Annotated in this window: 11 protein-coding genes and 3 pseudogenes; 7 read left to right on the top strand and 7 right to left on the bottom strand. The window is 69.5% G+C overall.

Annotated elements, in window-relative coordinates; genetic code table 11:
* Positions 1–97 precede the first annotated feature (97 nt).
* On the top strand, positions 98–1,117 hold the full coding sequence (locus tag OCT49_RS34955; protein WP_349632836.1) for a CehA/McbA family metallohydrolase: 1,020 nt from the start codon (positions 98–100) through the stop codon (positions 1,115–1,117).
* A 9-nt stretch (positions 1,118–1,126) separates the two neighbouring features.
* Here the strand turns inward: OCT49_RS34955 and OCT49_RS34950 are convergent.
* Positions 1,127–1,258 (bottom strand): annotated as a pseudogene (locus tag OCT49_RS34950) (IS5/IS1182 family transposase); the annotation flags it as partial.
* A gap of 344 nt (positions 1,259–1,602) precedes the next feature.
* Between OCT49_RS34950 and OCT49_RS34945 the strand changes: the two are divergent.
* Positions 1,603–3,192, top strand: coding sequence for a hypothetical protein (locus OCT49_RS34945; protein WP_283856178.1), 1,590 nt, complete (start codon positions 1,603–1,605; stop codon positions 3,190–3,192).
* 246 nt (positions 3,193–3,438) lie between these two features.
* Here OCT49_RS34945 and OCT49_RS34940 read toward each other — a convergent pair whose 3' ends face one another.
* The 4 genes and pseudogenes from OCT49_RS34940 to OCT49_RS34925 form a co-directional block, all read right to left on the bottom strand.
* Positions 3,439–3,897, bottom strand: a complete 459-nt coding sequence (locus tag OCT49_RS34940; RefSeq protein ID WP_283856177.1) for a hypothetical protein — start codon at positions 3,895–3,897, stop codon at positions 3,439–3,441.
* Between the two features lie 509 nt (positions 3,898–4,406).
* A complete protein-coding gene (locus tag OCT49_RS34935; protein WP_283856176.1) occupies positions 4,407–5,060 on the bottom strand; it encodes a DUF7691 family protein in 654 nt (217 codons plus the stop codon).
* Between the two features lie 505 nt (positions 5,061–5,565).
* Positions 5,566–6,072: pseudogene (locus OCT49_RS34930) on the bottom strand (IS701 family transposase); the annotation flags it as partial.
* Between the two features lie 165 nt (positions 6,073–6,237).
* Positions 6,238–6,720: pseudogene (locus tag OCT49_RS34925) on the bottom strand (MarR family winged helix-turn-helix transcriptional regulator); the annotation flags it as partial.
* Positions 6,721–6,944: 224 nt separating this feature from the next.
* Between OCT49_RS34925 and OCT49_RS34920 the strand changes: the two are divergent.
* The 5 genes from OCT49_RS34920 (at position 6,945) to OCT49_RS34900 (ending at position 11,704) form a co-directional block, all read left to right on the top strand.
* A complete protein-coding gene (locus tag OCT49_RS34920) occupies positions 6,945–7,295 on the top strand; it encodes a hypothetical protein (protein ID WP_283856175.1) in 351 nt (116 codons plus the stop codon).
* Positions 7,296–7,900: 605 nt separating this feature from the next.
* On the top strand, positions 7,901–8,743 hold the full coding sequence (locus OCT49_RS34915; protein WP_283856752.1) for an ABC transporter ATP-binding protein: 843 nt from the start codon (positions 7,901–7,903) through the stop codon (positions 8,741–8,743).
* A complete protein-coding gene (locus OCT49_RS34910) occupies positions 8,740–9,591 on the top strand; it encodes an ABC transporter permease (RefSeq protein ID WP_283856174.1) in 852 nt (283 codons plus the stop codon). The genes OCT49_RS34915 and OCT49_RS34910 overlap by 4 nt, the downstream gene beginning before the upstream one ends.
* Before the next feature lie 25 nt (positions 9,592–9,616).
* Positions 9,617–10,798: a cytochrome P450 gene (locus tag OCT49_RS34905; protein WP_283856173.1), complete on the top strand. Its 1,182-nt coding sequence runs from the start codon at positions 9,617–9,619 to the stop codon at positions 10,796–10,798.
* Between the two features lie 12 nt (positions 10,799–10,810).
* Positions 10,811–11,704: a TIGR03620 family F420-dependent LLM class oxidoreductase gene (locus OCT49_RS34900; RefSeq protein WP_283856172.1), complete on the top strand. Its 894-nt coding sequence runs from the start codon at positions 10,811–10,813 to the stop codon at positions 11,702–11,704.
* A gap of 57 nt (positions 11,705–11,761) precedes the next feature.
* Here OCT49_RS34900 and OCT49_RS34895 read toward each other — a convergent pair whose 3' ends face one another.
* Positions 11,762–13,162 carry an MFS transporter gene (locus OCT49_RS34895; RefSeq protein ID WP_283856171.1) on the bottom strand — a complete coding sequence of 467 codons (1,401 nt, stop codon included), beginning with the start codon at positions 13,160–13,162 and terminating at the stop codon, positions 11,762–11,764.
* Positions 13,163–13,192: 30 nt separating this feature from the next.
* Positions 13,193–14,212 carry a methyltransferase gene (locus OCT49_RS34890; protein ID WP_283856170.1) on the bottom strand — a complete coding sequence of 340 codons (1,020 nt, stop codon included), beginning with the start codon at positions 14,210–14,212 and terminating at the stop codon, positions 13,193–13,195.
* Positions 14,213–14,295: the final 83 nt, after the last annotated feature.

Genomic DNA, 14,295 nt, shown 5'->3' with positions numbered 1-14,295 from the left:
CTCTGGATCCAGTAACTGATCGTTTCAGAATGCGATCTGACCTCTCGGCTGAGACGGCGCTCAGTGGTGCGATGGAACTGGTAGCTCTGGTTGCGCGTTGGCTCCACAGGACTTTAGGGGGAGAGCCTTGTCGAACTTGAGCTTCCCGCCGACGCGGGCGGTCGGACGCGGGGCGGCCTGGTACCGCGGGGACTGCCATGTCCACTCGGTCCACTCGGATGGGGAACTCACTCCTGAAGAGTTGGCCGTTCGGGGGCGCGCTGCCGGGCTCGACTTCATGGCGACGACGGAGCACAACTCAGCTGCGAAATTCGGCGCGTGGGGGCACCTGGCTGCCGATGACTTCTTGATCATTCTTGGTGAGGAGGTGACCACGAAGACCGGGCACTGGCTCGCGCTCGGCATCAAATCCGGCGAGGTCATCGACTGGAACCACCAGGTCAGGGACGGGGTGATCGATCAGTGCCTAGATCAGGTCCATCAAGTCGGAGGGCTGTGCGTGGCCGCACACCCGCATGCGCCCTATCCGTCGGGCGACTTCATGTTCTCCTTCCGGGGCTTCGACGTGGTGGAAGTCTGGAACGGACTGTGGACTTCGGACCGACCGTGGAACGCTGACAACGAGGCCGCCTTGGCGGAGTGGGGGCGGAGCCTTGCAGCGGGCATTCACACGGGAGCGTGGCGGTCGGCGATGGGCAACAGCGACGCCCACTTGGAAGGGCAGATCGGCATCCCTCACACCGTGGTCTTCGCCGAGGAGCTGAACACCGAGGCGATCCTGGCCGGAATCCGTGCCGGCCGCAGTTGGATCGCCGAGTCGGCGGACGTGGACGTGACGTTCACTGCCAATGCCGACGGTCATGTTGCCGGGGTGGGAGAACAGCTCACAACTTATGGCGGGCAGGTTGAAGTGCATGCAGCAGTGCGAGGCGTGCCGGTGGGGACTGTCAGCTTCCACACCGATCGAGGAAAGGTTCACCGCGCTTCTCTCCCCGGCGATGGGGCAGGTGTGGTGCAGTGGGACACGACGGCGGAGGAGTCAATGTTCGTCCGCATCGAGGTCCGCCATCCCGACGGGGACGTCGCCGCCCTCACCAATCCGATCACCCTCGTCTGACCGCTCATTTCACCGTATGGTGCGCAGGCGACGGAGGCAGATGAGGCTGCAGGCCAGTTCGAGCAGGCCCTGATGGAGGTCGGCGCGTCGTTCGTAGCGGATCCGGAGCCGTTTGAACTGATGCAGCCAAGCAGAGGCTCGTGGAGAAGACCTCGCCCAGGTCGGTTCACGCCGCAACCGAGTACGCACCGGAAACAGTCCTGAACGGGTATGGGACCACGCGCGTTCAGGCGCCGGATCGTCCGCGAGTGGACGGTCGGCATCGAGCACGAGAAGAACATCGACTCCACGGCACCGTCCGACCTGGCCCATGCCGGCTGCGGAGAGCGACTTCGTCCCCCCGCTCCTTGTCCGGAAACCGGGCAACACGGCACCCCAACAGACCGGAGCGGCAACGCATCGGGGCATGCGAAACGCTCTGCTCGAGCGCGACGTTCCGATGAACAGCCCACGTTCGGGCCCGAGCTTGACCACAGGAGACGACGATGGCCTTCCAGCTCGCCCCCCCGACCTCCGCTGCCGCGGCGCCTGGAGCGATATCCGGCGCCCTGGTCCCGCGCGAGTCGGCCCCGCAGCTCCGCGAGGCGTACCGGCGGGCGATCCCGTTCCAGATCGCGTTGACCGGCGTGACCACGGGAGGCCTGTTCTTCGCCACATGCCTGGGGCTGTTCGACATGCTCGGGGTGACCCCGTTCGCCCTGCTCCGGGACAGCGCCGGGGGCGTTGCGGGCTGGCTGCTCGTCGTGTCGCTCGTGCCGTTCGCGTTCATGCCCCTCACCGACGGGCTCACCTCTTCCGTCGTCGGTGTGCTCGGCTGGGCGAGCCGTGGAGCGAAGACCGTTTCGGGGCATCATTCACTGGCGCCGGGTGCGTTGCGTCGGCTGCCGTCGGCGGTCCGCCTCGTCGCGGCGGGAGCCGCAACCGTGCTCGCGGGGGTGCTGGCACTCCTGTTCTGGAACCCCGATCCGGAGCAGACGCTGCTGATCGTGGTGCTCACGGTACCGATCGCGGGCATGCTGCTCACCCTCGGGATCCGCCCGCTCCCGGCCGCGTCCCGGGCGTGGCGGGCGGGCCTTGCGCACGCCGAACTCACCGAGCACATCCGGGCGACCGGCCGGCACTCGACGGCTGTCGTCACGGACGTCGAGCACCGGGGGTGGTGGCTCGATCAGCAGCCGGTGTTCCGGGTACGCGCCGAGACCCGGGAACAGCCCGTCACCACACTGGAGTTCCAGGTCGCGGAGTACCCCCGGTGGGCACCGGCGCCGGGCCACGTCATCGATGTCTGGGCCCGGACACCGCAGACCACCGACAGCGGGGACACCGGGGACACCGGGGGGTTCGATCCCGAACACACCGTTGTGGAGCGGCAGATCGTCGGGCAGCAATTCGACTCGCCGGGCGAGGAACTACGCCGGCCGGCCTCTGGCGGCGACGGACCGGCCATCGGCCCGGTCGCACCCCACTGGGCCGACGTGTTCAACCCAGGGGCCGGCACGCCAGGTGCCTGGACCGTCGGTGTGGTGGCCGGCCTCGTTGCCGTCGCCGGCGCGTTCCTGGCCCCCGCGGCCTGGTTCACCGGGGATCCCGACGGGCCGGCCTGGCTGCCCTGGTCGCTGGGCGCGGCGGTTCTCGTCACGATGTGGCAGAGCGCGGAGTGGCTCGGCCTCCGGCTGATGCCCCGTCGTGCCGTGGGCCGCGGCACGACGACACTCATGCCGGGGATCCTGGCGTTCCTCCTGATGTTCGTGAACATACTCTCCGCGGTGTTCACCTGGGGTCTGTCCGACCACTTCCTCGATGGGGACCGCGGCGGCCCGGTCGCGCTCACCTGCCTGGGCTCGGTGGTTGCGGGAGTGATCCCCTTCATCCTCGCGGTCGCCGGTCACGGCGCCCTCGTTCCCACGGTGACGAGCGCCCTGCTCGCTGCGGCACGCCGACGTACGGGCGGGACCGACGCCGTGCCCCTCAGCGCCGAGCACGTCCACGAGGCGATGCTCTCCGGCGACCCCGCCCGGACATCGCAACTGGAACGCGACCACGGCTTCGCCGTCGGGCGGCTCCTGCGGGCATGACCACGCCGGAGTTCCGGATCTTCAGCAGTTGGGCTGTTCCGGACCGGGGCACCCGTGTTTCCCCGCCACCGCACCGCGATCCTGCGCCGCACCGCCCGGACGCCGGCTGCTGGATGGAGCGGGACAGAGGGCCGTCCTTCTCCGTCAGGCTCACCGGCGAGCGCGATTGCCCGGGGGTGGTCCTCGAGGACGGGATTCTTCGACCTGGGGTGAGGCGGCGGGTCCGGGGCAGGGTGTCGGACGGGTTCAGCCCCAGGTCTTGCCGCTGACCTGCCCTGGTCCGAAGCAGCGGGAGGCGACGGAGGCGGGCGCCGGTAGGGGGCCGTCCTCCGGGCCGAGGCGGCCCAGTGCGTGCTTGAAGGTGTGGACCACACGGGTCCGCACCGCAAGCGTCGGCCCGCCGGGTTCGCCGCAGTCGTTGGTGGACAGCGGCCGGTTCTGCGGGCTCGCCAGGGCGAAGCAGGCCAGTGTCGTGCGACGGCCCTCGTACCGGAAGCAGTCGGTGATCGCCCGGTTGCCGAAGTCCATGGGGGCGAAGACGACGGCGATGCCCTCGTCTCCGTACGGGGTGGCCCGCAGCGTCGGCAGCAGGTCGAGCACCTTCTTACCGGAGGCGAGCAGCCGGGCCTCCTCGCGCGAGGGGCCCAGGGCGGGGGTGTCGTCCGGGTCCAGCACTTCTCCCGGGTACTCCTCGGTCCGCAGCACCGTGCCGACGGGGGATGCTTCCAGCGGGCCTGCCCGCTCACGCTGCCCCAGTCGAGACTCGCGTTCACACAGAGCTTGCCGGCGATGAGCGCCCACGGGGTCCGGACCACACGTTCGCGTGCCGGCTCGACCGCGAGTCGGCCGAACGCCTCCGGGCGCAGGAGAGTGGGCGCCGGGGGCGCGATGAAGGCGCCGGTCCAGATTCCCATGCCTCTCTTGTAACAACGGGGCACGGCCCGGCGCGACCGTGTTTCCGGGAAACACGGTCGCGCGGCGGGGGCGGGCGGTGAAGGTGAAGCGGGAGCTGGAGCGGTCGCTGGACGGGGCGTCAGCACCCCCCTGGGCTTGGCGGGTGGCGGCCTCGGGTTCGGTCAAGAAAGAGCACGGAACGTGCACTTTCGGTCATGGCGGAGGGTGGCTGCTGCAACATGACTGTGTGCGTCATCGATTGATCGGCTCCTGCCTCACCAGTCCGCACGGCCGACGGGGAGAAACCGTCCGGGTCCGGTTCAGCCGGTGATGGAGAAGAAGATCGATCCATCTTCGGCCCACCACCATGCGCCCTGACCTTCGGCCCATTCCGAATACCAGCTGTCGAGGGCCTCGATCAGCTCCTCCAGGTCGTACCGCAGGTCGGCGTCGACCTGGTCCAGCACCGCCCGGTAGGCCTTCACCGCGGGGCCGGCCTTCGCCAGCGGCCAACAGCCGATCTCCGGCGAACCCTCCAGGGGGCTGGGGATGCGGAACCCGATCTCCGCGGGCGGACCGCTGTAGATGTACTGGTAGGGCAGCAGGTCCGCAGGGACCCCGGCCGCGCTCAGCGCATCGTCCAGAGCGGAGAAGAGAGTGCTGGGGCTGCGGTAGCTCGCCAGGGTGGAAGGGTCGGAGGCATTGCGGTCGATGACGATCTGGAGGGCCGCGTAGTAGGCGCTGCCGGCGTACTCCGCAGCGGAATCGGCCCGACCGGAAATCAGCTCCTCCAACGCGTCCTGAACCGACAGCCCCCAGTCCACCTCCTGGGCATCGAGACCGTCCTGGCGCGCCCGTGCATGCGCCCGCATGTTCTCCAGGCGCCGCGATTCGTCGTCGCTCAGGTCCCGGGCAGGCAGGAAACGTGCGATCTCTCCGCGGTTCGCCATGGAGTAGTTGACTACTTTGCTCATGCGGACACCCTGCCAAAGGGCACTGACATTGATGCTGACACGGTCCGTTCGACCACGTCGTGGTCCCTGGTGAGGATGAGGCCGGGCTGCGTGTTCGCGGGCGGGGCCGTGGGGACCGGGACGGGCAGCCCCAGCAGCAGGTGGGACAAGGTTTCGCACGCTCAACGACGAGTCGGCCGACCGCTCACGATCCTCCGGCAGACCATTCCAGCCCCGGCACGCTGGGCGGCAGGGAGCCAACAGGCCGCACTCCCCGATCGATCGGGTGAACTGGCCCGCGAGAGAGGTCGTCGCCCATGCGGCTCAAGAGATCAGCAGGACTTCAACCGTCCGGCTGTTTCTCCACTTTCTGGGAGGCCCATGCGTACCCCTTCCCCGGTCGCGGCTTCAGCTGTGGCTGTGTCCGTCCTGGTCGGTATCGCGGACTCCCCTGAGAAAGCGGTCACCAAGACCGTCACCCTGGCGTGCGGAGCATGGAAGCGGAACGAAGTAGGACATGGACGGCGATCATCTCCCGGGCCGGACGGGGCTTGGTCGCAGACCGCACTTCGTCGGGTACCCCGGCAGCGTCGCGGTGCTCGGGACCGGCGCACCAGGACTGCTCGGGCACGTGGAGTCGGCGGTCGGCCAGCGCCCGTTCCCGGCCGGTGGCGTAGGCGAGGAACACCCCCACCTGGGAGTTCTCGACGCGCCCGGCAGTGCCGGTGTACTGGTGTTGTGCGCCCGCCGAAGCGTGATCCTTCTTCACGAAGCCGGTCTCGTCCACGGTCAGGACACCGCCGTCGGTGCCGAGGTGTTCGACAGTGTAGGCACGGATGTCGTCGCGGACGGCGTCGGCCTCCCAGCGGGTGTGGCGCAGCATCCGCTGCATCGGTCCCGGCCGGGGTGGGCCGGCCTGTTCGGCCGGCTGCCAGCAGTTCTTGCGCCCGACCCGCGACAGCGGCCCGAGCAGACAGGCGCGGGCAGTGGCCCTTGGTTCAACTCGGCTGAACCGCCCCGCGATCTGGTCCATGGCCTGGTCGAACATCGCCCGCCAGCGGCGGGGTTCACGCCATGGCCGGCGGTCGCCGCACGATCTTCGTTCGTCCACACACCAACCGATGATCATGCCGTGGCCGCGCCCATTCCCGGCCGGGCCCGTCACAAGATCTCGAAGTCGGAACGGACTACCAGGAACCCCGTCGCCCTCGACATTGGCCACCATCTTGCGCAGTACCTTGAGCGCGGCCACGTACTCCTCGTCGCTGATGCCCTTGTGGACTACGGTGCGTACCTCGGTCGCCAGCTCACGGAGCCGCGCTCTGGCGGCCTCCCCGGCATCCGTGAGGTGCAGGCGCTGCCCGTCATCGATCCTGAGCCACTCGCGGTGGAGCAACTGGTCGACGACCCTGGTGATCTCATGCGGCCCGTCGGCAAGGTGCGTCAGCTGCGCGACGACCTCCTCGCGGCTCGGCGCCGCGGGACCGCCGTTCACGCGGTTGAGCACCCAGTACTGCGGCTGCGTGACGTCGATCCTGGCCATCGCGTCACGCAGATGCCGGGTGACGGTCGCATGGGCCAGGCCGCTCCAGTAGCCGACCGGCTGAGTGGCCAGCATGTCATCGGTGGCGGCCGGGTTCGCCGGCGCCTGGTCGGTGGTGTTCCCGATCAGTGATTCCATGATCGCGACGCTACATTTCCCCGGCGCGCCGAACCATCGGAATGCTGCATTCACTGCAACTCGCCCTGGGTGCACATCGAAGGCGCCGATCAAAGTCCTCTTCGGGTCTGCCGCAGCCTCGCGCGCCACCATGCCCGGCCTGACGCGGCCACCGCCGACAACGGCTCGCCCAATCAGTCAGCGGGTAGATCACGAAACCACACCGGAGTACTAGGGTGTCGAGGATGCCGCTTGTCGAAGTGACCTATGCGTCCACGGTCCCTGAGTCCCGGCTACGTGAACTCGGCTCGGTGCTGCCACACCTGGTGTCCCTGGCCGTGGAGTGCCCCGAGGAGCCGTACGACGGCGAACTGCGACCCGGGGATGTCGAGATCCGCTTCCGGCCGCTGGGCCCGCTGGACCGGAGCGGCCTGACGGTGGTGATCGAGATCAAGTCGAAGTGGTCCACCAGCAGGGAAGCCAACCGCCAAGAGCGCGTGGACGCGCTGCACGCGGACATCCGCGCCGCCACCGGGCTCGTCGATTTCGGTGTCTATCTGTCGCTGCCGAGGGCCGCCTGGTCTCAGGGAGACTGATCACCCGCACACGACGGCGTCGTTCCCAGATCTCAGCGAAGGCGGGACGGCGTGCCGGCCTGCGGTGTGGGCCTGTTGGCCGAAACGCCCCTCGGACGAAGAGTCCGCCCTGCCGATTCCCGCCCTCGCTCATTTCGTCAGGAAGCCGAGCATCCCACGAGCCGGAATCGGCAAGTCGGATCGGCAAGCCGGATCGGCGAGCCGGAATGAGTGAATGCTCGCCGCAGTGCGGCACGCGCCGGCCGGACAGGCCGCGCCGATCACGGCCCTCACCGAAGCCGTGAAGCGCCCGCAGAAGCCGTGAAGCACCCGCACGGGCACGACGACCGCTCACGCCGTCGATGCCGGACGCGTTCCTTTCCGTAGCGAATCCGTACTTCCCCCTGCCCGGTGCCGCAGCGGCCTTTTCGACCTGCGCCTGAGCAGTGGCCGGCAGGGCCCTTCCGGGACTCACGGGGAGCGCCGTGAGCGACAGCCGCGCTGTGAATAATCGGCGCCGAACCGAGCAGAGGGAGGAAGACGTGGCGGTGCCCACGGCATCGGACGCGGACGCCGGGCCCGAGCGCGCCGAGGAGCGGCCGGTCATCGAGACCCGCGGGCTGCGCATGCGCTACGGCTCGAAGGACGTGCTGTGCGGCGTGGATTTCCACGCGCGCCGCGGTGAGGTCCTCGCGCTGCTGGGACCCAACGGGGCGGGCAAGACGACCACCATCGAAATCCTCGAAGGGTTCCGCAAGCGCTCGGCCGGTGAGGTCCGTGTCCTGGGAAGCGACCCGGACGACGGGGACGAGGCATGGCGTGCCCGGCTGGGAATCGTGCTGCAGTCATGGCGCGACCACAGCTGGTGGAAGGTCCGTGAACTCCTCGACCACCTCGGCCGCTACTACGCGCCGTACGGCACGCCGCTGCGCCAACGGCCCTACGACGTGGACGAGATGATCAGCCTGGTCGGGCTGACCGGGCACAGGAACGCCCGGGTCGGCGCACTGTCCGGCGGGCAGCGGCGCAGGCTGGACGTGGCCGTCGGCCTGATCGGCAACCCGGACCTGCTGTTCCTCGACGAGCCGACCACCGGTTTCGACCCGGAGGCCCGGCAGGAGTTCCACGCCCTGATACAGCGGCTGTCCGCCCTGGAGGACACGACGATCCTGCTCACCACGCACGACCTGGGCGAGGCCGAAAAGCTGGCCGACCGGATCGTGATCCTGGCGGGCGGCCGGATCAGGGCCGACGGCACGGCGGCCGAGCTGGCGCACCGGGTGGGGAGCAGGACCGAAGTCCGGTACACGCTCGACGGCAAGCCCCGGGCGGATTCGGTGAAGGACGCGACCCGGTACGTGCGCGGGCTGTTCGAGCGGCACGGCGACGCTGTCGGTGACCTCGAAGTGCGCCGGGCGAGCTTGGAGGACGTCTACCTGGCCATGGTGCGGGAGATGGAGGAGGCATGAAGCCAGGCGTGGTAGCGCTGCGCGCGGGGCTGCACCGCGGCTGGATCGAGTTCCGGCAGACGGTGACCAACGCGGGCCAGCTGGTCGGCTGGCTGTTCTGGCCGGTCCTCGCGCTGGCGGTGATGTACTTCCTGCGGGACACCACGGTGGGCGGCACCGACTTCTCCCTCGGCACCCACGCGGTGCCCGGAATCCTCGGGATCAACACACTGTTCACCGGCCTGATCGGGCTGGCGTTCACCTTGATCACCGACCGGGAGGACGGCACGCTGCTGCGCGCCAAGGCCACCCCGAACGGCATGCTCGGCTACGTCGTGGGAAAGGTGCTCGCGCAGGCCGGGACCACCGTGGCGGTCCTGCTCGTCCTGCTGGTCCCGGTGGCGTTCCTGTTCGACGGGCTGCGGCTGGGAGCGGTGTCGTCGTGGGCGACCCTGGCCTGGGTGCTCGCGCTCGGCATGCTCGCGATCCTGCCCGTCGGGGCGATCCTCGGCTCGCTCTTCCGCAGCACCCAGGGACTCGTCCCGATCATGGTGCTGATCATGGTGCTGGTGGGCTTCTCCGGGGTGTTCTACCCGCTTTCCTCGCTGCCCGGGTGGGTGGAGTGGATCGCGCAGGTCTTCCCGGTCTACTGGCTGGGCCTGGGACTGCGGGCCGCGTTCCTGCCGGACGCCATGGCCGCCTCGGAGATCGGCGAGTCCTGGCGGTTCCTGGAGATGGCCGGCGTGCTCGGGGTGTGGGGAGCCGTGGGCTTCCTGGTGGCCCCGGGTGTGCTGCGCCGGATGGCACGACGGGAGTCAGGCTCGGCCGTGGCGGCCCGGCGCGAGAGCGTCGCCAGGCGAGCGGCGTGAATCCGACACGTGGAGAGGCACACCGATGAGTACGGCCTTCGCACAGTGGAGCAATCTCGACCCGCGCCAGTTCTGGCTGCACGGCAAGGATCCCGACGAGCCGGTCAGCTTCGACGAGCAGTCCGGGATGTGGAACGTCTACGGGCACGCCGAAGTGCTCGACGTGCTCGCCGACACCACCACGTTCTCCTCCGACACCGCGCGACTGGTGCCCATCGAGGGCGAGTTCTCCCGCGGGAACCTGCTCAAGATGGATCCGCCCGAGCACAATAAGCTGCGCAAACTGGTCGGTCACGCGTTCACCGCGAAGATGATCTCGAGCCTGGAGCCGAGGATCGTCGCGCTGACGCACGAACTGCTCGACAAGTCCGCCGAATCCGGCCGGATGGAAGTGGTCGAGGACCTGGCGTACCCGCTGCCGGTGATCGTCATCGCCGACCTGCTCGGCCTGCCCAACAGCGACCGGGACCTGTTCAAGCAGTGGGTCGGCGAGGTCTTCGAGCGGCCCGAGGGATTCACCCGGGGAGAGCCCACGCCGGAGTCCACGCAGAACGCCGTGGACCAGATGGGCAAGCTGATCGCCTACCTGCACGAACACGCCACCGAACGCCGAGGGAAACCCAGGAACGACCTGCTGACCCGGCTCGTCGAGGCGGAGGTGGACGGCGAACGGCTCAGCGACACCGAGGTGGCGAACTTCGGTGCGGTCCTGCTGATCGCGGGACACATCACCACGACGATGCTGCTGGGCAACACCGTCCTGTGCATGGACACGTTCCGGCAGGCGCGTGCGGCGGTGGAGGCGGACCGCTCGCGCATCCCCGGGATGATCGAGGAGTCCCTGCGGTACCTGAGTTCGTTCGCGGCCATCTCGCGCTGCACCAACCGGCCCGGCCGGATCGGCGACAAGACCATCGAGGCCGACCAGTTGGTACTGCTGTGGCTCGCGGCGGCCAACCGTGACCCCCGGCGGTTCGAGCGACCGCACGAGTTCGACATCGGCAGGACCCCCAATCCGCACCTGGCCTTCGGACACGGCGTGCACTTCTGCATCGGAACCCAACTGGCCCGGATGGAGGGCCGAGTGGCGATGAACGCACTCCTCGACCGGTTCCCCCGCTTCCGCGTGGACCCCGACGACGCGCCGCAGTTCCAGCCGAGTCCGTACATGACGGGCGTCACCAGGCTGTCGTTGCTGACCGACTGAGGAAGGACGAGCATGCTGGGCAGAGTGGGAATACGGCCCGCCGAGATCGACAGCCATCCGTGGGCCGAGGTCGTCGACGCGGTCGCCGAGTTCGAGGACCTCGGCTACGGCACGGTGTGGACGGCGGAGGGGTTCGGACGGGACGCCCCGACCCAGGCGGCACTGCTGTTGTCCGCGACGTCACGGATCACCGTGGCCAGCGGCGTCGCCAACATCTACCGGCACAACCCGCACACCCTGGCGCAGGCGCAGCGCACCCTCACCGAGGCCTTCCCCGACAGGTACCTGCTCGGCCTCGGGGTCGGCGTGCCGCACCTGGCCGAGATGGTGGGCCGGACGTGGGGCCCGCCCGGTGCGACGATGCGCGACTTCCTCGACCGGATGGATGCCGCCCTGTTCACGGCCACCCCGCCGAACACCCGGCTCCGGACGGTCCTCGGCGCGGTCGGCCCGAGGATGCTCGCGCTCGCGGGGGAACGTACCTGGGGAGCGCACCCGTACTTCCTGCCGGCCGAACACACCGCGCACGCGCGGCAGATCCTCGGCCCGGACAAAGTGCTCGCCGTGCAGCAGGGCGTCGTGCTGAACGCGGACAGGTCGGCCGCACGCGAGACGGCCCGGGAGAACGTGCGGTACTGGATCGAGCACAGCTCCCAACTGCCCTCCCGCTGGCACGCGGTGCGGGACCTGCTCGGCTTCACCGAGGACGACCTGGCGGACGGCGGCAGCGACCGGCTCGTGGACGCGATGGTCGCCCACGGGGACGTGGACGCCGTCGCCCACCGCGTACAGCAGCAGTTCGCGGCCGGCGCGGACCACGTCTGCGTCGAGATCCTCTCCACCCCGGGGGCCGAGCCCACCCTGGCCAGGAAGCAGTACGCGGAACTGGCGGCGGCACTGATCTGAGAAACGCCCGTGAGGGGGCACCGGGGGAATGACCCCCGGTGCCCCCTCACGTGTGGCTCACACCGAAGCCCGGACTTCGGCGAGTTCGGGCACCGCGGCGGAGCCGCGGGGCAGAGCGGCGGCGACGAGCACGGCGAACAGCCCGACGACCGCACTGACGGTCAGCATCGTCGTGAAGGCGGACCACGTCGGAAACGTGGTCGACGGGATCACGTCGCCGGCCAGGGTGCTGCCGCCGATCTGGGCACCGAGGCTCCCGCCGACGGCCCGGACGACGAACATCAGCCCGGTCAGGCTCGCGGCCCTGGATGCCGGAACGGACGTCACGACGATGTTCATCGCCTGCGTCAGCCCGAGCCCGATGCCCAGACCCATCAGCGCCGACGAGGTGATGAGCAGCCCGAGCGAGGGCCGGTCCAGCAGCAGTACGCCCGGCGCCGCCAGGATCGGTACGCACGAGCCCACCATGAGCGCCTTCGTGCCCACCAGGCGTTCGAGCGGGCGGACGGCGAACGCGCTGAGGCCGGCGAGCACACCGGAGGGCACCAGGATCCAGCCCGTCACGGTGGTGTCGAGAGCGAGCCCGTAACCGGTCGTGGCAGGAGCCGAGGTGATCGTCGGGAGGGCGGTGTAGGTGGCGAAGACGGCCCAGCCGACGGCGAACGAGACGGCACAGACGACGAAGACGGTCCGCCCGCGCTCCCGCAGGTCGATCAGCGGACTCGCCAGCCGCCGCTGCGTCACGACGAACGCGGTGAGGAGCACCGCCGCCCCCAGGGCCGTGGCGAGGAACCCGCCGGAGGCCCAGCCCCACGTCGGGGCGAACGTCAGCCCCAGCAGCAACGTCAGCAGGCCGCCGCCCAGCAGCCCGGCGCCCAGCCAGTCCACCCGGCCGCGGGGCGTGGCGAAGGCCGTGGCCGGGCTCTCAGGAAGCACCGCGAAGGCCAGCCCGATCAGGGCCACCAGCAGGAAGAACGGCAGCCAGAAGAGCCAGCGGTACGACAGCACGGAGGTCAGCGGGCCGGCCAGCAGCGGGCCGGCCAGGACCCCCAGCGACGACGTCCCGATGATCATCGCGTTGCCGTTCTTGACCCGGTCCTCCGGCAGCGCCTCGCGCATCAGGCCGATCGACAGCGGCGTGAGCCCCAGTCCCGCGCCCTGCATCATCTGGCCGACCGCCAGCACGGGCACGTTCGTCGCCAGCCCGGCGAGTGCGGTGCCGAGCGTGACGATCGAGAGGACGGCGAGGAACAGTTTCTTCTTGTCGTGGAGATCGCCGAGACGGCCGATCAACGGGGTGCACACGGCCCCCGACAACAGCAGTCCCGTGAACACCCACGCGATGGAGGACGGCGTGCCGCCGACGCCCGCCCGGATGAGCGGCAGCGCGGGTGCGAGCATCGCTTCGAGCGTGCTGTAGACGAATGTGACTCCACCGACCACGAGGAGTATCGGCATGAGGCCTCAGTCCTTTGTCCTGCGTAGGAATCAGGCCGGAATGGCTTCCACGACCGACGCGGCCCCCGCGGTGGGCACGACGCGGCGCAGTTCGAACCCCGCCTCGGCCAGCAGCCGGCGGTACTCCTCCCGCGTGCGGTGCCGGCCGCCGAACTCCAGCAGCAGATCCAGGTCCACGACCTTGCCGAGGTGCGGCGAGCCGTCGTCCGGCAGGACCAGCGCCACCAGCAGCAGTTCACCGTTGTCACCGATGGACGCCCGCACCGAACGCAGGATCTCCACCGCCTTGTCCTCCGGCCAGTCGTGCAGGACGTGCTTGAGCACGTAGGCGTCCCCGCCGGCCGGGACGGCGTCGAAGAAGGAACCGCTGTGCACGGTGCAGCGATCGGCCACCCCCTCCTCCGCCAGTACCCGCGGTGCGCCCGCGGTGACCGACTCGATGTCCAGCAGCATCCCGCGGGCCTTGGGCGTGGCCCGGAGGATCGCCGCCAGCAGCCGTCCCTGCCCCCCGCCGACGTCCACGATCGTGTGGAACCGGCTGAAGTCGTACGCGTCCAGAATCGTGGGGATCTCGATGTTGGAGCTGAACGTCATGGCCTGGTTGAACAGGTCGGCGTACTCCTCGTCGCGCGCCAGGTACTCGAACACCCGCATCCCGCGCAGCTTCCAGAACGCCGGCTCACCGGTGACGACCGAGTGGGCCAACTGGCCCCAGGTCTCCCAGGTGATGGGATGGCCGGCCATCAGGACCAGGGCACGCACCGAGTTCGGCGCGTCGCGGCGCAGCGCGTCGGCCATCGGCGTGAGGGCGAACCGCCTGCCCGGCAGCTCGGTGAAGATCGACCGCGTGGTGAGGGCACGCAGCAGACGGTAGACGCCGTCCGGGTGCGCCTCGACCTCGGCGGCGATCTCGTCGGCGGTCCTGGGACCGTCGGCGAGCACGTCCGCGATCCCGAGCTTCGCGGCGGTGTGGATGGCTTGCGCGGTGCAGCCCGCGACCACCATCTCCATGAGGTCGTCGGTGGGGCTCAGTTCGATTTCGCCGGGCATGCGCACTCCTCGCGGGTGTGGTTCCGTGTCCGTTCCGAGACGTCAAACTAACGAGCCCCGCCGGTGGCGGGCGGACGTGCCGA

The organism is Streptomyces sp. ML-6 (genome assembly GCF_030116705.1).
Taxonomy (GTDB): domain Bacteria; phylum Actinomycetota; class Actinomycetes; order Streptomycetales; family Streptomycetaceae; genus Streptomyces.
Note: the sequence above shows the minus strand (reverse complement) of the source record. Positions and strands in the feature narration are given on the sequence as shown.